This is a genomic window from Streptomyces pluripotens (assembly GCF_000802245.2).
Lineage (GTDB): Bacteria > Actinomycetota > Actinomycetes > Streptomycetales > Streptomycetaceae > Streptomyces > Streptomyces pluripotens.
Map to the genome: position 1 here is coordinate 4,271,066 of NZ_CP021080.1, position 17,771 is coordinate 4,288,836.

The 17,771-nt window shown below is 63.8% G+C and carries 22 protein-coding genes, 1 tRNA gene and 1 pseudogene; 8 read left to right on the top strand and 16 right to left on the bottom strand.

Translation table 11 applies throughout. The features are described 5' to 3' along the window. Positions 1–68: 68 nt before the first annotated feature. The 6 genes from moaC (at position 69) to LK06_RS19405 (ending at position 3,885) form a co-directional block, all read left to right on the top strand. A complete protein-coding gene (gene moaC, locus LK06_RS19380) occupies positions 69–548 on the top strand; it encodes a cyclic pyranopterin monophosphate synthase MoaC (RefSeq protein WP_039653164.1) in 480 nt (159 codons plus the stop codon). After that, on the top strand, positions 545–1,045 hold the full coding sequence (locus LK06_RS19385) for a MogA/MoaB family molybdenum cofactor biosynthesis protein (RefSeq protein ID WP_039652628.1): 501 nt from the start codon (positions 545–547) through the stop codon (positions 1,043–1,045). The genes moaC and LK06_RS19385 overlap by 4 nt, the downstream gene beginning before the upstream one ends. Before the next feature lie 20 nt (positions 1,046–1,065). Beyond that, complete coding sequence (locus tag LK06_RS19390; RefSeq protein WP_174673900.1) at positions 1,066–1,713, top strand: GNAT family N-acetyltransferase; 648 nt, start codon at positions 1,066–1,068, stop codon at positions 1,711–1,713. A gap of 172 nt (positions 1,714–1,885) precedes the next feature. Beyond that, positions 1,886–3,148 (top strand): divisome protein SepX/GlpR, encoded by a 1,263-nt coding sequence (gene sepX / locus LK06_RS19395; RefSeq protein ID WP_174673901.1) that lies wholly within the window; start codon positions 1,886–1,888, stop codon positions 3,146–3,148. 95 nt (positions 3,149–3,243) lie between these two features. Continuing rightward, positions 3,244–3,317 (top strand) — tRNA-Ala (locus tag LK06_RS19400). Between the two features lie 253 nt (positions 3,318–3,570). Next, on the top strand, positions 3,571–3,885 hold the full coding sequence (locus tag LK06_RS19405) for a hypothetical protein (RefSeq protein WP_086083408.1): 315 nt from the start codon (positions 3,571–3,573) through the stop codon (positions 3,883–3,885). Positions 3,886–4,095: 210 nt separating this feature from the next. Here LK06_RS19405 and LK06_RS35320 read toward each other — a convergent pair. From LK06_RS35320 to LK06_RS19475, 14 genes and pseudogenes are all read right to left on the bottom strand, one after another. Continuing rightward, positions 4,096–5,112, bottom strand: a pseudogene (locus tag LK06_RS35320) (recombinase family protein); the annotation flags it as partial. Positions 5,113–5,243: 131 nt separating this feature from the next. Next, entirely contained in the window at positions 5,244–6,521 is a 1,278-nt protein-coding gene (locus tag LK06_RS19420) for a tyrosine-type recombinase/integrase (RefSeq protein WP_159025315.1), read from the bottom strand. Positions 6,522–6,649: 128 nt separating this feature from the next. Further along, a complete protein-coding gene (locus LK06_RS19425; RefSeq protein WP_052319126.1) occupies positions 6,650–6,877 on the bottom strand; it encodes a helix-turn-helix domain-containing protein in 228 nt (75 codons plus the stop codon). A gap of 14 nt (positions 6,878–6,891) precedes the next feature. Next, complete coding sequence (locus tag LK06_RS19430) at positions 6,892–7,539, bottom strand: ImmA/IrrE family metallo-endopeptidase (RefSeq protein ID WP_078859149.1); 648 nt, start codon at positions 7,537–7,539, stop codon at positions 6,892–6,894. A gap of 14 nt (positions 7,540–7,553) precedes the next feature. Then, positions 7,554–7,916, bottom strand: a complete 363-nt coding sequence (locus LK06_RS19435; RefSeq protein WP_078859148.1) for a helix-turn-helix domain-containing protein — start codon at positions 7,914–7,916, stop codon at positions 7,554–7,556. 77 nt (positions 7,917–7,993) lie between these two features. Continuing rightward, positions 7,994–8,635, bottom strand: a complete 642-nt coding sequence (locus LK06_RS19440) for a DUF2637 domain-containing protein (protein ID WP_052319123.1) — start codon at positions 8,633–8,635, stop codon at positions 7,994–7,996. Continuing rightward, entirely contained in the window at positions 8,628–9,464 is an 837-nt protein-coding gene (locus tag LK06_RS19445) for a replication-relaxation family protein (protein WP_043435986.1), read from the bottom strand. The genes LK06_RS19440 and LK06_RS19445 overlap by 8 nt, the downstream gene beginning before the upstream one ends. Before the next feature lie 163 nt (positions 9,465–9,627). Next, positions 9,628–11,841 carry a type IV secretory system conjugative DNA transfer family protein gene (locus tag LK06_RS19450; RefSeq protein ID WP_043435984.1) on the bottom strand — a complete coding sequence of 738 codons (2,214 nt, stop codon included), beginning with the start codon at positions 11,839–11,841 and terminating at the stop codon, positions 9,628–9,630. Then, entirely contained in the window at positions 11,838–12,014 is a 177-nt protein-coding gene (locus LK06_RS33310) for a hypothetical protein (protein WP_159025316.1), read from the bottom strand. The genes LK06_RS19450 and LK06_RS33310 overlap by 4 nt, the downstream gene beginning before the upstream one ends. Positions 12,015–12,220: 206 nt before the next feature. After that, positions 12,221–12,406: a hypothetical protein gene (locus LK06_RS19455; RefSeq protein WP_043435983.1), complete on the bottom strand. Its 186-nt coding sequence runs from the start codon at positions 12,404–12,406 to the stop codon at positions 12,221–12,223. 20 nt (positions 12,407–12,426) lie between these two features. Continuing rightward, positions 12,427–12,981 (bottom strand): MT-A70 family methyltransferase, encoded by a 555-nt coding sequence (locus tag LK06_RS19460; protein WP_052319122.1) that lies wholly within the window; start codon positions 12,979–12,981, stop codon positions 12,427–12,429. After that, entirely contained in the window at positions 12,972–13,160 is a 189-nt protein-coding gene (locus LK06_RS19465) for a hypothetical protein (RefSeq protein WP_043435981.1), read from the bottom strand. The genes LK06_RS19460 and LK06_RS19465 overlap by 10 nt, the downstream gene beginning before the upstream one ends. Next, positions 13,157–13,513: a hypothetical protein gene (locus LK06_RS19470; protein ID WP_043435978.1), complete on the bottom strand. Its 357-nt coding sequence runs from the start codon at positions 13,511–13,513 to the stop codon at positions 13,157–13,159. Before LK06_RS19470 ends, LK06_RS19465 begins: the two co-directional genes overlap by 4 nt. Further along, positions 13,513–13,764 (bottom strand): hypothetical protein, encoded by a 252-nt coding sequence (locus LK06_RS19475; protein ID WP_043435976.1) that lies wholly within the window; start codon positions 13,762–13,764, stop codon positions 13,513–13,515. Before LK06_RS19475 ends, LK06_RS19470 begins: the two co-directional genes overlap by 1 nt. Positions 13,765–14,197: 433 nt before the next feature. Between LK06_RS19475 and LK06_RS19480 the strand changes: the two genes are divergently transcribed. Then, entirely contained in the window at positions 14,198–14,839 is a 642-nt protein-coding gene (locus LK06_RS19480; RefSeq protein ID WP_159025317.1) for a hypothetical protein, read from the top strand. 152 nt (positions 14,840–14,991) lie between these two features. Beyond that, positions 14,992–15,447 (top strand): hypothetical protein, encoded by a 456-nt coding sequence (locus LK06_RS19485; RefSeq protein WP_043435972.1) that lies wholly within the window; start codon positions 14,992–14,994, stop codon positions 15,445–15,447. 318 nt (positions 15,448–15,765) lie between these two features. Here LK06_RS19485 and LK06_RS19490 read toward each other — a convergent pair whose 3' ends face one another. Together LK06_RS19490 and LK06_RS19495 are read right to left on the bottom strand one after the other, a co-directional pair. Further along, the gene (locus LK06_RS19490) at positions 15,766–16,476 is read right to left on the bottom strand and encodes a 5-formyltetrahydrofolate cyclo-ligase (RefSeq protein WP_043435996.1); all 711 of its coding nucleotides are present in this window, start codon (positions 16,474–16,476) and stop codon (positions 15,766–15,768) included. A 16-nt stretch (positions 16,477–16,492) separates the two neighbouring features. Then, positions 16,493–17,659 (bottom strand): helix-turn-helix transcriptional regulator, encoded by a 1,167-nt coding sequence (locus tag LK06_RS19495; RefSeq protein ID WP_043435970.1) that lies wholly within the window; start codon positions 17,657–17,659, stop codon positions 16,493–16,495. Positions 17,660–17,771: the final 112 nt, after the last annotated feature.

Sequence of the window (17,771 nt, forward strand, 5' to 3'; positions counted from 1 at the left end):
GGTACCGTGTCGCGCACAACAGGCCCGTGCACCGCACGGTGCCGGGCTCGGACCGGGAGCGCCGCACCATGAGTACGCAGGATGGACTGACGCACATCGACGAGGCGGGCGCCGCCCGCATGGTGGATGTGTCCGGCAAGGACGTGACCGCACGCACCGCCCGCGCCAGCGGCCGCGTCCTGGTCGCACCCCGCGTGGTCGAGTTGTTGCGTGGTGAGGGGGTCCCGAAGGGAGACGCCCTGGCCACTGCGCGTATCGCGGGCATCATGGGGGCCAAGCGCACCCCGGACCTGATCCCGCTGTGCCACCCGCTGTCGCTGTCCGGTGTGAAACTGGATCTGTCGGTCGCGGACGACGCTGTGGAGATCTCGGCCACCGTGAAGACGACGGACCGTACGGGCGTCGAGATGGAGGCCCTCACCGCGGTGACGGTCGCCGCCCTCACCGTGATCGACATGGTCAAGGCCGTCGACAAGGGAGCGGTCATCACGGACGTACGGGTGGAGGAGAAGACGGGCGGCAAGTCGGGTGACTGGAGCCGGGCATGACCTATCGTGCACTGGTGGTCACCGCCTCCAACAGGGCCGCTGCGGGTGTCTATGAGGACAAGGGCGGTCCGCTGGTCGCCGACCGCCTGAAGGGCTTCGGTTTCCACGTCGACGGTCCCCGGGTCGTCCCGGACGGGGACCCCGTGGAGGCGGCCCTGCGCGCGGGTGTACAGGCTGGCTACGACGCCATCGTCACCACCGGTGGTACCGGGATCTCCCCCACCGACCGCACGCCTGAGGCGACCCGCGCGGTGATCGACCATGAGGTGCCGGGCATCGCGGAGGCTATCCGGGCGTTCGGGCGGGAGAAGGTGCCGACGTCCGCGCTGTCCCGGGGCCTGGCCGGGGTCGCGGGGAGCACCCTGATCGTCAACCTGCCAGGCTCCACCGGCGGGGTGAAGGACGGCCTCGCCGTACTGGAGCCCCTGCTGATCCACGCCGTCGATCAGGTCCGCGGCGGCGACCACCCCAGACCCAGCAGCGGGGGTGCGAGCTGAACAGCCCTTCCTGGCCGGTCGTGCTGGTGGACGGCGATGTCGTCCTCCGGCCGATACGGCTGCGCGACCAACGGGCCTGGCGCGAGGTGAACCGGCGCAACCGGGACTGGCTGCGCCCCTGGGAGGCGACCATCCCGCCGCCTACGCCGAGCGGGCCGATCACGCATCGGCCGACCTACCGGCAGATGGTCCGGCATCTGCGCTCCGAGGCCGGCGCGGGCCGGATGCTGCCGTTCGTCATCGAGTACCAGGGGCAGCTGGTAGGGCAATTGACGGTCGCCGGCATCACCTGGGGGTCGATGTGCTCGGCGCACATCGGCTACTGGGTGGACGAGGCGGTGGCCGGGCGCGGGGTGACGCCGACGGCCGTCGCCCTCGTGGTGGACCACTGTTTCCGCACGGTGGGGCTGCACCGCATCGAGGTCTGCATTCGCCCCGAGAACCGGCCGAGCCGCCGGGTCGTGGAGAAACTCGGATTCCGTGAGGAGGGGCTCCGCCGGCGCTTTCTGCACATCGACGGAGCCTGGCGTGATCACCTCGTCTTCGCGCTCACTGCGGACGAGGTGCCCGAAGGGTTGCTCGCACGCTGGCAGCGGGCACGATCCCGGCAGCGGAAGCACACCGAGCACGAGAGCGCCCAGGGGAATCCCCCCAGCCCCACAAATTGAATACATGTTCGAAATTGACCCGCTGATGATCACCTTGGTGCACTGAATTCACGGCTGCGGCGGTCCTGTGATCGCATCGATCGCAAAAAAAGCTGGAAATATCAGCCAGATCGTGCGACACACCGGCCCAATTGGCGGATGGCCTCACGCAAACCCCTCTACGGTGTGAGACGTGAGCAGCAGCGGCCTCATCTACGCAGTCATCGTCGGGGCTTGGGCCGCCTACTTGGTGCCGATGTGGCTCCGTAGGCAGGACGAGCTGAACGAGGCCCGTCCGACGGAACGCTTCAGCACCGCCATCCGGCTGCTGTCCGGACGGGCGGGCATGGAGCGCCGGTACGCCAAGGACCTGCGGGCGCGCTCCGCCCGCGAGGGGGAGCCGGATGCCGGCGACCCGGACGCCGTCACCGACTCGGTCGACGTCCGGGCCTTTGTCGTGCCTCCGACCCGCCGTCAGATCCGCACGGATGCGGCGTCGGAGGCGTCTTCGGGGACGGGGCAGGTGCCCGGACACGTCGTTCCACCGACGTCCAGGTCTACCTCGGCGCCCCCACAGCATTCCTCTGGCTCCCCCGTGTCCGCCTCCGGGTCCCCAGGCGCGCGGAAACAGGGGGAGCCGGAGCGGAGCACGCCCTCGGCGCGGGCGGCCGCAGCGCGCGCCCGGCGTTCCAAGGTGCTCGCGCGTCGAAGGCGTACCACGATGATGCTCTTCCTCGCCTTCACACTGGGCGCGATCGTCGCCGCTGTCGGGGGGCTCGCCTTTCTGTGGGCCCCGGCCGCCCCCGCCGCACTCCTCAGCGCCTACATCGCCCATCTGCGTTCTCAGGAGCGCCGTCGCTTCGCGTACCAGATGGATCGCCGGCGCGCCGAGGCGGCGGCCCAGCGACTGCGCGAGCGGGAACGTCCGCCGCGTCGGCGTGCCCCCCTTGACGCGGACCCCGGTCCGGACGATTCGGAGGAGGGCCCAGAGGCCGGAGCGGACACTGGTCTCTCCGCGCTCGCCGCGGACCGACGCGCCTTGGTCGAGCAGACCGACCACGCAGAGTGGGTCGACCAGCAGCGCGAGCGGCAGCGGCGGCCCGATCACGGGGAGAGTTGGGACCCGGTGCCGGTGCCGCTGCCGACGTACGTGACGGCGCCGGTCGCCCCGCGCGCCACCTCCGACGTGGACCTCGGGGCACCCGGTACATGGAGTTCGGCGCGTTCGAGCGCGCTCACGCCGGAACACGAAGCGGCTCAGGCGCCGGCGGGGGAGCCGGATACGCAACCGGAGACGGGAGAGGATGAGCAGGCGCCCGTGTCCACGGACAAGCCAGGGGGCGAACGCAGCGATGCCCGTCGTGCAGCCTCCGCCCGCAGGGCACGTGAGCGTGGGCGCACGCCCCTCTTCGACCAGTACGAGGACGGCGACCACCCGCGTGCGGCCAACGAGTGACCCGCTTACCCTCCTGCCGGGGATCTGCCCCTGACCAGTCGGGGAACGGATTTTTAAGCAGCCCGACGGGGATGCTAGAGTTTCACTCGTTGCAAGGGCCTGTGGCGCAGTCCGGTAGCGCACCTCGTTCGCATCGAGGGGGCCAGGGGTTCAAATCCCCTCAGGTCCACCCAAGTAACGACGTTCGAACCCCGATCCCGAAACGGATCGGGGTTCTTCGTTTCGGCCGGTAGGGGCCCGTGGGGGCGTTGAACCGGGTCTCGGGGCCGCGCCGGTTCGGGGGCGTGGTTCTGCGCCCGGGGGTGGCACTGGCGGCCCTCGCGGGCACGCCCCGTCGCCGTGCCGACCGTGCCCGTTTCGGGGCCGGTTTCCGGGACGGCAGCGATCTTGTTCTCACTCCTGGCGGAGCCGGGTGTAAGAAGGTGGGCGAAGGTTTCCGTCAGGTCCGCGCCGTGCACCTGGTCGTCGATGATCCAGAAGCGAGTGAACACGGCTTGGTTGAGCTGGCGGCGGACAGTAGGCGGAGCGCTGAGGTACAGCCGGTGTGCGTTGGCGCACAGCAGCAGCGCCTCTTCTACGACCGTCAGGACGGCTTCGATCTCGATGGAACAGCGGTCGATGATCTGCTGCACTCCGGCCAGTTCGCGCGTGATGCGCTCTTGCTCGGACTTCAGGAGGTCGAGCGGGATGGCGTCGGCGTAGCGCATCTCGACCAGCTTGAGCTGTGCGTTCTGTAGGTCTTTCTTCCTTTTCTCCTGTCGTGCGAGTTCTATGGCGTTGCTCTGTTGGCGCAGCACGAGTTCGACCATGACCTGTTCGCGGATGGCCGCGATGCGGGCCTCGGAGAGCTGTACGCGGCTCCAGTAGTCGGCCACGGACACTTCGGCGTCGGCGATGAGCACGGCCGACTGGGTGCACTGACGGTGTTTGGCTCGGCCGATGCAGTAGAAGTAGGGATAGACGGTGCCCCAACGGCCTTTGGCGTTGGTGACGCCGAGTCGTCCGCCGCACTGACCGCAGAAGATCGAACCCTTCAGGTAGTGCGGGTGCTTGTGCGTCTTTTCGCGAGACTCCATGCGTGCCCGGCGGACAGCCTGTACTTGCTCGAAGGTCTCGGTATCGATGAGCGCCGGGTGGCGGCCGTCGTACCAAACGCCCTCGAACTTCACATAGCCGATGTAGTAGCGGTTCACGAGCATCTTGTTGATGTGCTGGATGCTGACCGGCCGCGTCGGCCGCTTCCGTGTGGCGGGGATACGAAGCCCGCGATGCTCCAGTTCGGTGCAGAGCCGTTCCATGGTGTAGTCGCCTGACGCATACGCCCTGAACATCCACTGGATGAGCGGCGCGCGCTCCGGGTCGACGGCGACGGTGCGAACCTCGCGGCCGTCCACTTTGGTGCGGACGTTGAGGTAGCCGAGCGGTGCAAGACCAGGCGTACCACCAGACTTTGCCTTCTGGCGCATACCCTTCTTCGCTTCCATTGCGAGGTTGGAAGAGTAGAACTCGGCGATGGTCGCCATGATCCCGTGCAGCAGCTTGCCCGAGGGTGTCTCGTCGATGTTCTCGGTCGAGGACACCAGCTGCGCCCCGGCCTGACGGATGGCGATGTTGATCGCTACGTCGTCTTCGCGAGAGCGGGCCAGACGGTCCACCTTATGCACGATGACGTAGCTGATGCTGCCCAGCTCGCGGACGAACTCCAGCATGGTTTGCAACTCGGGGCGGTCGGCGGTCTTCGCTGACTCGCCTCTGTCCATGAACTCCGCCACGACGACCGCGCCGAGCCGTTCGGCCGTGCGCTGGTTGGCCTCTCGTTGGGCCGGGATGGAGTATCCCTCTTCGTCGAAGTCGGTGTCGGCTTGCGCCGACGTGGAGACGCGGAGGTAGCTGACGGCGAGTTTCACGCCGTCTGGTGGATTCTGGAGAGTGAAGCCGTCGAGGACTTCGGTGAGTATGCGCATAGCGCTGCCTCTCTATGGTCGATGAGCGGGGATTGAGCGAGTGCATGACCGGCTCCTTGAGGTTGCAGGAATAGGGAGGGAGCGCACTTAGTCCACGGGAGGGCTGCGACCGCTCCTTTGAGGTTGGTAACTCATGCCGCCCTCCGATCTGCGTCTTCTTCTGACGGCGAGTTGACGGCTAAATAGACGGCAACGCAGCCGAGCTTCCACTCAATAGTGCGTGCTTGCATGACCTGATCTATAGAGGCGAGCTGTTCGTGTAAGGGGGCTTGGATGGGCCTGAAGAGCCTTGTGTCCCCAGTTCGAGTCTGGGAGGAGCCACCAGAGAGAACTTCACCGATTCGGTGGAGTTTTTTCTTGTTTGACGGCTGTTCCTGACGGCAACGCGTACGGTCATGCGCTGCCTGCGCGAGTAGCGCGGTCTCAACCTTTTCAAGTGCGGAGCGTTTGCTGTTCATGTCCGTGTGCTCGTATATGCCTGTAGTCCTCACGTCGCCGTGACCAAGGATTGCTTGAATGTCGCGGTCATGAACGTTCAATTTTTTCTGTGTCGTTGCGTTGGTGTGCCGCATTCCATGGACGGTGATGCGGCGAAGCCCGTAGCGCTCACAGATTCTCAAGAATGAACGGTAAAGGTTTCTGGACTCCATAGGGCGTCCCGACCTTGTAGTGAAGACGAGCTCGTCGTGATTCCCTGTTCCTTGCCAATTGTCGCCTGCCAGCAGGCGGGCAGCTTCTTGCTCGTGCTTATGCGCCAACAATTTATCTGCAACAGTCGTGAGTAGGGGTTCATCGCGGACACTAGTGTCAGTCTTCAGATCCACTTGTTGCAGAACGCCGTTGATACGTTGTACCTGTTGCCGTATGTGCAGTACGCCGTCGGCGAAGTTGACGTCGCGCCATCTGATGCCAAGCACTTCACCACGCCGAAGACCGTACATAACTAACAGTAGAAATGCTGGATAGAGCGGATCAGGCCTCGATGCTTCTAGGAATCGCGCTGCCTCCTCGGTAGTCCAGTGTTCCGCCTCCTTGGGCTTGTACTTCGGCATCTGAACCAGCCGAGCAACGTTGCGCGTTATTAGCTCCTGCCGCATCGCGTATGTAAGTGCAGCGCTCAGAACCTTACGCGCTTGGTGAATCGTTGCGGTGGTAGTGCCATCGTCAGCAAGTTGGTTAATGAACGACTGAACAGTGTGTATCGATAGCTGCGTCAGCTTGTAGTGTCCAAGACCGGGTTTCAGGTGCAGTCGGACAATGGATTCATGCCGGCGGAGGGTTAGCGGGCGGCGTTTTGCAGTCGAAAGCCAATGGTCGAGGTACTGGTCGAGTCTCCACGATTCATCGGGCAGTGCCGCCCCTTTGAGTACTTGTGCGGTGACTAGAGTCAGCTTCTCTTGGGCCTCCATCTTTGTAGTGCCGTACACACGCACACGTTTGGACCGTCCGCTAACAGTGGGGAGGTACTTAGCGCCCTCCCAGCGTCCATCCTTGCGCTTGTAGATGCTCCCTTCGCCGTTTGCGTTACGCCGAGCCATTACGCGGTTGCCTCCAATTTAAGCTTCTCGATCAGCTCGCGTATGGCGCTGCGAGGAATCAGGCGGCGGCTGCGAATCTTGATGCTCGCCAGTTGTCGAGAGTGGATAAATTGGTAGAGCGTCCACTTACTCACACGCAACTCGGCGCATGCCTCGGCCACGGTCAATAGGTCGTCGGCGGCATCGGAAGCCGTGCGGAAGTAGATTTTTGTTAGGTCTTCTGTCATAAGCATCCCTCCTTTTACGTTAGTGGGCAGAGATCGGGCTGCGCCCCCGGAGCCTTCCGAAAGTAATCGCGCACGGGCTGGCTCAACTCCCGTAGGTTCATGTGCCGGTCGGCTGGATCGACAAGGCGCAAGTCTCGAAGACGTCTCGCCATGGCAACCTCGGAGACGTTGAACAGCGCTGCGAGCGCTGCCGCTTCTTGGACACCGCTCGCCCAATGTCGCTTGACCCAGTTACGCGGCATGAGTAGGCAGGCCGCGAAATAATCACAAATCTGCTCTGCGATGCGGTAGCGATCCTCGTCGGTTGAGCCCATACGGCTGTAAATCTCCTTGATGAATGGATGGTCGAGCACATGCTTGAACTCGTGGCCGAGCGTGAAGCGGCGACGAGTGCCGCTGTCGTCCTGATTCACTACAACGAGCCAGCGTCCACGACTCCATTGCGAGAATCCAGAGATCCCGCCTAGCCGTCGCCTAGGCTCAACTTTGACTTCAACCCGTGGCAGCTCCGAGATAAGCCCGACGTCCACGGCCGGCTCACGCTGTCCGAGTAGCTCAAGCAGGAGTATTGCCTGCCGTTCGGCAACGCCTCTTGCTTCGCGCAACGTCAACGGACGTAGCGGCATAAGCCCCCGAACTTGTCGAATGATAGATGTATTCATACGTAGTCTCCTTTCTACTGGTCGGGCGTGTCACCGTCGTACTTCTCGATGATTTCTTGAATCTCCTCGGCGGCTTGACGCAGTGCTTCGCCGCGGAGTCCCATTTTTGCCCTGAGGTAGGGGGCGATGTCTGGGAGTCCTTTTGGCGGTGTTACGCCGATGTAGGCGAAGGCGTCGTTCTCGTCCAGCTCCAGTGTTCTCACGAGTTGCTGGACATGTTCGGCCGACGGGCTATCCACCTGATTATTTAGTAGCCGTCTAATCGTCATGATATTGACGCCGCTTGCCGCTTCGAGTTGCCGTAGGCTTAGCCCGGATATTTGTCGTCCCTGCTCCAAGTATTGGCCCAGGGTGGTTGGTTTTTTGGATTCCTCCATTTAGTTGTTCCCCCTATGAAATTAACTATAAACGAAGTGTGTTGATTTCGACACGGTGGAATTTACAACGCTTATGGTTATTTCCCTGGGTCATCTGGTAGCGTGCGAAGTAGCCGCAGTATGTGACTAGTCTTTTCCGTGCTGACATGCAGGTGCTTCCGCAACTCGTCGCGCGTGATCGGCTTGCCGTGCTCTGTCCGGTACGCGGCGTCGGCGGCGCGGGCCGCCTCAAGCAACTCGTCCTCACCGGCGTCGGCCTTGTCCCCGTGCTCGTGCAGCTCCGTACCGGGTGGCACGGCTTCGTCCTGCTCGTCCTCGTCGTCCTGGCTGCGTAGGACGGCCAAGTGCGACAGCAGACCGAGGACGGCAGGCGGGACGGCACCGACCACCACGACGATCGGCCACGTCACCGTGAGCACCTTGGCCGCGATCAGGTGCCAAGCGGCATTACCGACCAGCGACAGCCCGATGGCCCCAATCGCGTTCCAGCGGGCGAAGTGGCGTGCTCGCTCGGAGCGCGTCACACCAGACAGCCACACTCGCGTAGCAGTCGTCGCATACGCATCTATGGTGCAGGGAAGCAGCGGCGACAGAGCCTCCGGCCATCCAGTCGCAGCAGCGAGAGCGCGCAGACCGGAGAAGCTACTGACGGCCGCTGAACACGCGGTGACGGCCATGCCCGCCACCACCCACCAGTCGCGCGGCTGGGCCCTACTCATAGTCGGCCTCGCTCAACTCCGCACTCAGCAAGCCGATCGCTTCGTCATGCAGCGCCACGACGAACAACTCGTCGGCGGGCGCGGGCATCCGCGCGACGACGTTGGCCATGACCTCGCCTCGGGCCTCGGTCGGCACCGTCACCAGCACGCGGGGCACAACGTCGGCGGGGCCGAGCTGTCCTTGCCCTACGAAGTCGGTGTACGCCAGGAACTTCCCGCGCAGCGTCGGCACAGCCTCGGTGGCAAGGTCGACTTCTACCCACCAGTGGTCGGTGATGCCGTCTGCGGAGATCGACAGGTAGGCGTCGGGTTTCATCCAGCCGCCATCCCCGTTGGGCCACCAGGAGGCGGGCTCGGCCCGAAATTCGTCCACTGTGAAGCCGTCAGCCGCTGAGCGCTCAACGAGCTGCACGTACAGCTCGCTTGTGGCCACGGTGTGGGCTACGAACCGCTCGCCGATCGGCGCAGGCCGGCGAATCCGCTCCTCGCCCTGCGACAGGTTGCGACGGAGCCGTAGCAGCCGTTCCCCGGCGACGTCGAGCGCGTAGGTCAGCTTGGCCGAACCGCGGAGGCTGCCCCCGATACGACGAGTCAGAGGCATGAGCACCTGGGCGTCGACCAACCGCTTGAGCACCCGCCAACGGACGACCGATCGGCTCTTGCCGGTCAGCTCGGCGAAGTGCAGGCGCTCCAGCTGAAGGCCAGTCGCCAGCCGCAGCCGGTTGACCGTTCCCATGATCTGCCACTCGCGCTCGCTCAGCGTTTCGGCAAGCGCCAGGACGCGCGCCGTACCGATCCGGCTGCCGCGCGGGGCTCGTGCGGTAGTCATACCTCGTCCTCCAGGAGGACGAGGTGTTTCGCTGGCGGTAGAGAGCGAAAACGGGCTGTTGACCGGGAGGGAAGAGAAACGAGGTGGGCAGCGAAGCCAACAGCGAGACCAACACCCCTCCGCGCTTCTTGAAGCGGTGTCGCCATAGCCCAGTTGGCAGCCATCACGACGCGTCTCCTCGTCGCGTGCGGCCGAACTTGCCCGCAGCTGGCGCTTCGATACGAGCCTTGAGCGCAGCCTCTACGCCAACCCGGACGCTGCCGTAGTGCTCGCGGCTGCGTTCGGCGAGTGCGGCAGGGTCACGTAGTGGTTCGTCGAGCGGCCTGGTGATGCCGGTCGTTGGGGGCCGGGTCTCTCCGTGGACACTGGGCCGCATGGCGATCTCGTGTACCGGCAGCCCCATGAGGTCGGCAGCAGTCAGCGCCGGAGCGAAGCGCCGTTCCAAGGTGCGCGCGTCGTCGTAGTCGAGCTGGAAGACGACTTGCGAGCGAGCGGTGCCAAGCACCGCTGTACGGACGTCGCGGGGTAGCTGGTCGAGGTACTGGTGCGCCAAGACCAGGCCGAGGCCGAGGGCACGTGCCTGCGACAGCATCTCGGCTAGTTCGCCGTCCGAGCCTAGCCTCACCACATCCTGAAATTCGTCTGTGTAGCACCATGTAGGGCGGCGCTTCTCGGCGGGAACGGCGGCGCGGGCAAGTGTCGTCATCCAGAGTCCGGACATAAGGAGCGAGCCGAGGAGGTGTGCGGTCTCGGTGCCGACTGTGCCCTTGCTGAGGGCGACCAGGACGATGCGGCGCTTCGTGAAGATGTCCGTCAGGTCGATGCCGGTGCTCTGGCCGAGCATGAGCCGAAGGGGCGTACGGGTGGTCAGGCTGCGCAGCTTGTTGAGGCTGGGGCCGATGACTTGCGCGCGTTCGCCTTCGCTCATGCGCTCGTAGGCCGACCAGAAGCTTCGTACCGAGTCCGGGACGCCGGCCTGGCTCAGCACGAACCTGCGGAAGGTCGGATTGAGCAGCAGCTCGGGAACCTCGACCAGGGTGAAGGCCGAGCCGTCCATTGCTCGCGTGTGAGTGAGCGTCAGTAGGCACGTACGCAAGACGTCGGAGGTCCTGGGCCCCCAAGACGATCGCCACAGCTCTGAGAACACATGCACGACGTGATCGACGACCAACTCGCGTTCGTGCTCGCTCTGTCCTACCTGGAGGACGTTGAAGCCTACGGGGCAGTCGGTAGCGGACGGGTCGAGGACGATGACGTCCTCCGTCCTGTCTTCGGGTACGCGGGCCAAGACATCAGCTACAAGATCACTCTTGGGGTCGACGAGCACCAGGCCGTCACCCCGCTCGATGTCCTGTAGAGCCAAATTGCAGATGAGAGTTGACTTGCCGACCCCGGTAGGGCCAAGGAGGTGGAGGTGCCGCAGTCGGTCTTCCGTCCGCAAGGTCAGAAGCTGGTTGCTGGAGCCAGGGAAGTTGCTTTCCGCGAGCACCAGCCCGGAGCGCGCCATGTCCTGTGGGGGCGGTAGCTGGCGTGCCCGGCCAAGCTCCAGGCCGGGAAGATGATGGGTGCCGAGAGGAATGCCGAGCAGCCCGGTGACTTCCTCGGTGTTGAGGCGCATCTGCCAGACCGTCAGCGGAACCGCACGCCTATAGAGGCGCTCCGTCACGGTGGACAGCGACAGCATCCGCGGTACGACCGAGACGCCGGGAGCGTCCAGCATCTTGTAGGCGTTGGTGACGCGGCTCAGCAGGTTGCCTGCACGAGGCCGGGTGCCCGCCGATACCGCGACGCGAGCCACGGCGTTGAAGAGCGGTGCGGCGTTCTTCGCTCGTATGGCACGGGCCAGCTCGGCTGGGTCGTCCTTGCTCGGCGAGAAGGCGCGACCGCCCGAGAGGAGCCACTGCACGTGCACCACTTCGTCGCCGGAGAGAGGGAACAGCCCCGACAACAGTGCCGTGATGGTGGACTCGGCACGGTCGGACGCCAAGGGGCGCTGCAAGTTGCTGAGCTTGAACTCATGCGCCGCCAGAACCGCCGGCCTCGCATCGAGATAGTCAGGCGCTTCCTCGGCTCGAACACCGGGGAGGGCGGAGCGCAGCCGTGCGAGAGTGCTGGTCTCGTGTGACCGCGACACGATCAGGTAGAAGCCGATGCCGCGCCGGGTGGCTTCGATCTCGAATCCGACTGGCCAGTGTTGAGAGTCGGCGGCCACGCTGCCGAGCCAGTTGCTTACCTGCTCGGCCGTGAGGCCACTTGGCAACCGCAATTGATACGCCACGAGGCGACGACGCCACGAAAGGGCGTTGGCCCAGCGTCCGCCGAGGATGAGCGCCAGCACCGTGAGGCCGCCAGCGGCGATGAGGACGACCAGCGTCATGATGCACGCTCCTGCTCCACAGCGGCGGGCTGGTCATGTTCGGCGGTGTTCTTGTCGGTGCTCGTCTTGAGACGGTGCATGGCGAACGCGATGAGGGCCTCGGCGAAGCGCGCGACGTCCAGCTCAGGGCGACGCTCGCCGACGATACGAATTTTCTTGCGAGGTTTGTTCATGGGGAGCCTTTCCGTTGGGTTGGTGGGTGCGGCGGCCCGCGCCAGTCGTGGGGCTGACGCGAGCGGCCGAGTCTGCGAAAAACACGGATGCGCTCCCTTCTGTTAGTTATTGAGCTGATCGCGGCTGGAGTCGAGCCGTAGAAATTACAGCTCCGCTCCTGGCCAGAGAGGTTGGCTGTCGATTCCGCAGCGGTCGCGAGGGTCGTTCAGCGACGCCGGAAACCCCGGAAGACGATCCAGTACACAGCGCCGAGCACGATGAGGACGACCACGGCCGGAACGAGTGGCGCAAGCAGCCAGTACGCCGCGCGTGCAACGCCCGCTACCAGTAGCACGAGGAGCAGTGCGCCGAGTATCCGGCCCAGCACGGGGCCGAACTTGCCTGGTTCCATTTCAAACCTCCTTCCGAGAGCTACAGGGAGACGTCGGAGTCGACTTGGTTGCCCCACACGTCCCAGCCCGGCTGCCTGCGCCTGGCGAACAGCTCCAAGTACGGGTCGGGAGAGCAGCGCTGGATAATCGCGTACTGCTCTTCGGGCTTGTGGCTGTGTTCCTGCCTCGGAGCAACAAACCACGTGGCCTGTGACCGGAACAGCACTGGTGCCGACCCTCGGACGCCGAACAAGAGTTGCTCTGTCTGGTTGCGTAGGTAGATACCTAGACCAGCGGTGCGCCCGTATTTGACCCAGGTGAGGCAGCTTCGGTACGCAAACCCCCACGCCTCCATGACCTCAATGCCCTCGTCCAGGTTCGAGTTCGTCACCCACAGCCAGAGATGGGCGTCGTCGGCCGCCAATGGACTGACTTTCAGACGACAGATGTCCTCAGTCGCCATGAGCGGGTAGTACCGAGCTGCTCCGCGGTTGCCGACCTGATTGGTGCGCCATGGAGGGTCGGCGAGGATGGTGCGGTACTTGGCGGGGGACGGGCGCTGAGGTGCGCCCGTCCCGTTCTCGCTTACCGCCATGTGCCGCTCTCGTCGGCTGATTCCCGGTCGAGTGCCCGCAGTTCCTCCAACAACCGCCGGCGCGTGGCCCGTCGTTGGGCTCGTTGCTCGGGATCTGAGCGGCGGAGCTGCCGCCAGCTCTTCATGATGGCGAGGTAGCGCCGACGCTGTTCGGCTCGGGCCTGGCGGAGCTTGCTCATGGAGCGCTCCCCGCATCGGCCTGCCCGAGTTCATCCATCGCCCTGGCCGCCTCCTGGTAGCGCTCCTCAAGCTTGCACAAGGCGCGCTTCTGTTGGGCCTTCACCTGATGCGACGCCCACCAGAGCTGGATGAGCTTGGCTATCACGACGCCCCAGACGAATACAAACACACCCAGGAAGCCGATCGTCAGGATCAGTCCCAAGTTCTGCTCGATGAATCGCTCCACTGCATACGCCAGCCAGAACAGGCCGTAGATCACGCAGTAGGCGATGGCCACCGGTATAGCGATGGCGATGAGGATGGCGAGGATGGAGAAGAAGAGCGCGATGCAGCCCTCGATGATCTCGTCCATTAGATCCCCCTGTACATAGTGCTCTGGATTCGCTGGGCTTCGAGAACGAAGCTGATCTCCAGCTGTTCGAGCAGCGGCCCGACCGTCGGGTTGTTGGCCGTCAGGAGCTGGCGACGCACATCGAGCATCTGCGTGTAGCTCATGGCCTGCCCGTTGAACTCGGCGAGGCCGTCCAGCTTGAGTTGTGCCTTCTTGATGTCGCGCCGAGTGCGCGCGATCTCTCCATTGCCGAAGGGAAGTAGTTCGCCCATTTGATGACTCCAGTTGTGGTTGGTGCTGCTGGTGGGGTTAGGGCTCCCCGGCTTCTGTCGCCTCGACTTCGAAGACAAGGGCGCGGACACCAAGCAGTCGCTGCGGTGCCGTCGTGATGAGCCAGGGCAATTTCCGTGATCAGGCCGCCGCTTGGGCGACGTCCAAGGCGGCCGGTTTCTCGTCGATGAGGTGGCCGAAGTTGACGATGTCGGACACGTCATCCGCGCTCGTACCTGACGAGGATGCTCATCTCGGTGCTCCCCACCTTCCGTTGACGGATGCGCTGAGTGGATCGCGCAGATCAACGTTCGGTCGGCGGAGGCACCGTGGTACATGCAGCCGACGTGCAAGTTCGAGATTGCACGTCAGCTGCATGTGATCGCGTGGGACACTGGGTCGCAGATAGCGTGCACTGACAACAGGGGGACTTGTGTGAACGGCCAGGCACGGTTGGTCGAGGCGTTCAGGGAGATGCGCACGGGGGATGGGGTGACGCTCGACAAGCTGGATGAGCGTGACTGGATGTTCCCGCTCCTTCTAGTGGACAACGCTGAGCAGGCCCGCAAGAAGCTGGCTGAACTGATCGGGACGATGGGTGATGGAATGGTCGCTCGTTCTGTTCGTGTCGCCCTCGCCATCGGCGCGGGCATAGAAGCGCACATTGGTGTCGTTAAACGCCGTGTGCAGGCAACAGCGACACCAGAGGGCGGAGGAAGGCCATACATTGAGCGGGCTCCTCGTACCCTTTCAGACTACGAAGATGCCATCGGATTTCCCGCGCTTGCAAAGCTCATCCTTGATCGTCATGCCGAAGTCCAGGCAGCAAAGGAGCGCGAACCCGACTTCTTCGATTTGATGACAGACCCTCACTTCAAGCAGGGTTTCGAGCTTGCTCAAGACGTTGTCTTCCGGCTCGACGCGGACAAGGTTGTGATGACCAGGAGAAACTTGCGGTTCATGCAGGTGAATACTATTGTGCTCGCATTCCTAATGTTTTTCTTTGGTGGAATGATAATGTATGGGATCATTGCCACATATCCGAACTTCTTTTTTCACGCCGTCAAGAAGTCGTGAATATATTGACGAATTCGCCTATATGTGATTCTATAGGCTATGGATTGTTGGAATGGTGATTGTCTTACCTCTCATCTTCGGATGGGGCACTCCGCTTGAATGATTTCAACCGGCGGTGTGCCCCACCTGAACCGCACGAGAGGTAAGACAACATGGCCACTGAGCACGGTCCCGGAGACGATCTGTACGAGATGTTCAGAGGTTACGGCTTCGAAGCGGGTGAAACCATCTTCATTTTCACCCCCGGATTCTCCCTGGAAGATCTCAAGAACGCCCAGTTTGGCAACACCTACGCCGATCCCCTGCCGATCCGTATCGGGCTCTCCGCGAGCATCACATTCGACGTGGTCGTTCAGACCACCACGTCAGTGTTCGTGGGTGTCGACCACGACGGCGGGGATACGCCGCTTGGCTGCTTCAAGCACCCGGACTGGTACGTGGAGGGGTGGCTTATGAAGTCGGGTTTCGACCCCTATGAGGAGGCCAGGCGCGTGCGTCTATACCTCCGTGCAGCGGGAGATAACCCGAACCCCACCGAGGGGTTCATACAGGTGGTTCCGAAGAACCCCGACCCCAACGGGACGATTCGGTACACCGAAGACGTCTAGGACCAACTCGGCAGCCCTACCCCGCGACCCCAGCGAAGAACACCCTGTGTCCGCTGGTCGGTCGCGGGGTGTTCTTCATTTTTGGGAATGCCTCGGCGGTAGGCTTCATTCTCGGGTTCATTGCCCTTGAAGCTCCTGCACGATGTAATCTGTGGGCAGCGCAACGCAACGAATACGGGTCAATGTGATAGGCGACCGAGGCATGCAAACCCCTGGGAAAGAGATGGATCGCGGACTGTAGTCGAGGCCCGAAGTTTTCGCTGGGCTACGTCCTTCAGTCCACCCGCTTGCCGACTCATCCAAATCTCAGTTGGGGGTTCAATATCCCCTCGCCGCCAACACTGGAATCGCCGCGATCTTCTCTGCCGTCAGGTCACCCCACAGGATGCCGCTGGGTCGCCGCTGGTCGGGGCAGTGGATGATCTCGTCAGTCGTGACGATGAGATCCACGCTGAAGTCGTGCGGCGTTTCCGGGATCTCGTCATCGACGACCTGGAGTGAGTGAACAGGCGCCACGATCACGGTCTCGTCAGTCACCAGGCCCGCCTCAATCAGCAGGGCCACCTCCAGGTCGGAGTAGCCGGCGCCCTTCCCGATGCGTGCGCCGGAGCGGTTCACAGCCACGCTGCCGCAGATGACCATGTCGATCGGCCGCATCTCCTCGACGCCGATTCGCCTGGCGCACTCCTTGGCCCCGCTCTTTTCGGCGGCCTCCTCCGGCGGCAGCTCCAGCGTCTCGGGGTCGAGCAAGAAGAACGGTTGCTCGCTGGCCATCCGTGGTACTGCCATATAGAGGAGCTTGCCGTCTCGAAGTGCCCGTGTCCGCACGGGAAGTTGAGCCCAGTCGGGGTTCGCCTTGATCGTCCGTGCCGCCTGCCACTCGGGCGTCTCGGCCAGGCGTGCGGCAGTCAGTTCGGCGCCGTAGAACCCCGGAATCTTTCCGTACGAGCCCTCGGGCGCTGCGCCTTCACGCTCCAGCAGCCGCCACACCTGATCGCGTACAGCGTGCTTGGCCTCGTCGATCCCCACGTACACCCCTTGCAGCTCAGATGGCGGCCATCAGGGCAAGGAGCCGGTCGTTGATGTCCTGCACCCACGCCTCGGTACGCCACTCACGCAGCTCCCGGCCCGCAGCGAACGCCAGGTTCAGCCCGCCTCCGCCGCGCGTCAGCTCCACGGCGTCGATCGTGCGGTGCATGGTCTCCGCTGCTTCTTCGAGCTTACGTTGGTGGATCAGCGACAGCGTGAGATTGCCGAGCGCGATGGCCTGGCTCTTCTTTTTGGGCGCGAGGGCGCTGACCGTATTGCGAAGAATCGGCTCGGCCCGGTCGGGCAGGCCGAGAAAGAGGTAGCACGAGCCAGCCAGGCGGTTGTACTCGTTGAGCGTGTAGTACTCGGCGGCCACGTCGTCCGGGCTTATCCGCTCGAACTGTGCCTCGGCCTTCTTCAAAGCGTCCTCGCAGCGCTGGACGTCACCAACCATGGCGTACCCCTCGGCGACGTGCAGCAGGCTCAGGCCCATCAGCGAAGGGCTGGCCAGCTTGGCGACCTCAACCGCCTCCTGGGCCAGCATCACGCCCTTGACCGGGTCCTTCTCGCCGTACAGCGCCACGTAACTCTTCCGCAGCACCGCATAGCTCTCGGCTCCTGGGTCCCGCGCTTGCCGAGCAGCATGAACGGCTTCGTCGAGATAGACGACCGGCCCGCCGTGGTCGCGCCGCTGGCTGACGTCCCAGACGAGTTGTCCCACGAACGTCGCTGACTCGGCCTCGACCTCGTACAGGGCTTTGCGTACGCGTGAGTTGGTGGCGTGCTCGCGTAGGTAGCCGATTTGTCCGTGGACCTGGCCGGCGGGGCCGAGGAGAGCGGTCGACGGAGCCCCGTCATAGGACTCGTCGAGCTTGCGGACGCGCTCGTGCAGGTAGGCCACGGCGACCAGGTCGGCGCTCGACGGATGTGCGAGTGCGTAGTTCAGACGCTCGCTGGGCTCGGCTTCAACAACGACGATGTCTTCGAGTAACGCGTGCAGTTCGTCTGCGGTCACCTTGAGTGCCGACGCGAGTTTCGGCCGGAGCCAGGGCTGTGGGTCGGCCTTGGCGGTCTCCCAGCGCACAACCGTCGTACGCTCGACGCCAAGATGCTCGGCTAATTTCTCTTGACTGAACCCCGCCGACCTGCGGCGTTGTGCAAGACGTACCCGTTTGCTCGCCATTGTCCGTACTCCTCGCCAGCGGCGGGCACCAAGAATATCCGGGTGGCGGCAGTCCGCGCAGGTCAGACCGGGTAATGCCGCACTTCTGCGTCACCCTTGCCACTGTTCTGCG

Bases quoted from the DNA above. Each gene is read 5' to 3' on its own strand.
- LK06_RS19475 (WP_043435976.1), bottom strand. From the start codon at position 13,764: ATGGGCGAACTACTTCCCTTCGGCAATGGAGAGATCGCGCGCACTCGG.
- LK06_RS19495 (WP_043435970.1), bottom strand. From the start codon at position 17,659: ATGGCGAGCAAACGGGTACGTCTTGCACAACGCCGCAGGTCGGCGGGG.
- LK06_RS19435 (WP_078859148.1), bottom strand. From the start codon at position 7,916: ATGGAGGAATCCAAAAAACCAACCACCCTGGGCCAATACTTGGAGCAG.
- LK06_RS19445 (WP_043435986.1), bottom strand. From the start codon at position 9,464: ATGACTACCGCACGAGCCCCGCGCGGCAGCCGGATCGGTACGGCGCGC.
- LK06_RS19450 (WP_043435984.1), bottom strand. From the start codon at position 11,841: ATGACGCTGGTCGTCCTCATCGCCGCTGGCGGCCTCACGGTGCTGGCG.
- LK06_RS19465 (WP_043435981.1), bottom strand. From the start codon at position 13,160: ATGAGCAAGCTCCGCCAGGCCCGAGCCGAACAGCGTCGGCGCTACCTC.
- moaC (WP_039653164.1), top strand. From the start codon at position 69: ATGAGTACGCAGGATGGACTGACGCACATCGACGAGGCGGGCGCCGCC.
- LK06_RS19460 (WP_052319122.1), bottom strand. From the start codon at position 12,981: ATGGCGGTAAGCGAGAACGGGACGGGCGCACCTCAGCGCCCGTCCCCC.
- LK06_RS19420 (WP_159025315.1), bottom strand. From the start codon at position 6,521: ATGGAGGCCCAAGAGAAGCTGACTCTAGTCACCGCACAAGTACTCAAA.
- LK06_RS19430 (WP_078859149.1), bottom strand. From the start codon at position 7,539: ATGAATACATCTATCATTCGACAAGTTCGGGGGCTTATGCCGCTACGT.
- LK06_RS33310 (WP_159025316.1), bottom strand. From the start codon at position 12,014: ATGAACAAACCTCGCAAGAAAATTCGTATCGTCGGCGAGCGTCGCCCT.
- LK06_RS19470 (WP_043435978.1), bottom strand. From the start codon at position 13,513: ATGGACGAGATCATCGAGGGCTGCATCGCGCTCTTCTTCTCCATCCTC.
- LK06_RS19440 (WP_052319123.1), bottom strand. From the start codon at position 8,635: ATGAGTAGGGCCCAGCCGCGCGACTGGTGGGTGGTGGCGGGCATGGCC.
- LK06_RS19485 (WP_043435972.1), top strand. From the start codon at position 14,992: ATGGCCACTGAGCACGGTCCCGGAGACGATCTGTACGAGATGTTCAGA.
- LK06_RS19425 (WP_052319126.1), bottom strand. From the start codon at position 6,877: ATGACAGAAGACCTAACAAAAATCTACTTCCGCACGGCTTCCGATGCC.
- LK06_RS19385 (WP_039652628.1), top strand. From the start codon at position 545: ATGACCTATCGTGCACTGGTGGTCACCGCCTCCAACAGGGCCGCTGCG.
- LK06_RS19455 (WP_043435983.1), bottom strand. From the start codon at position 12,406: ATGGAACCAGGCAAGTTCGGCCCCGTGCTGGGCCGGATACTCGGCGCA.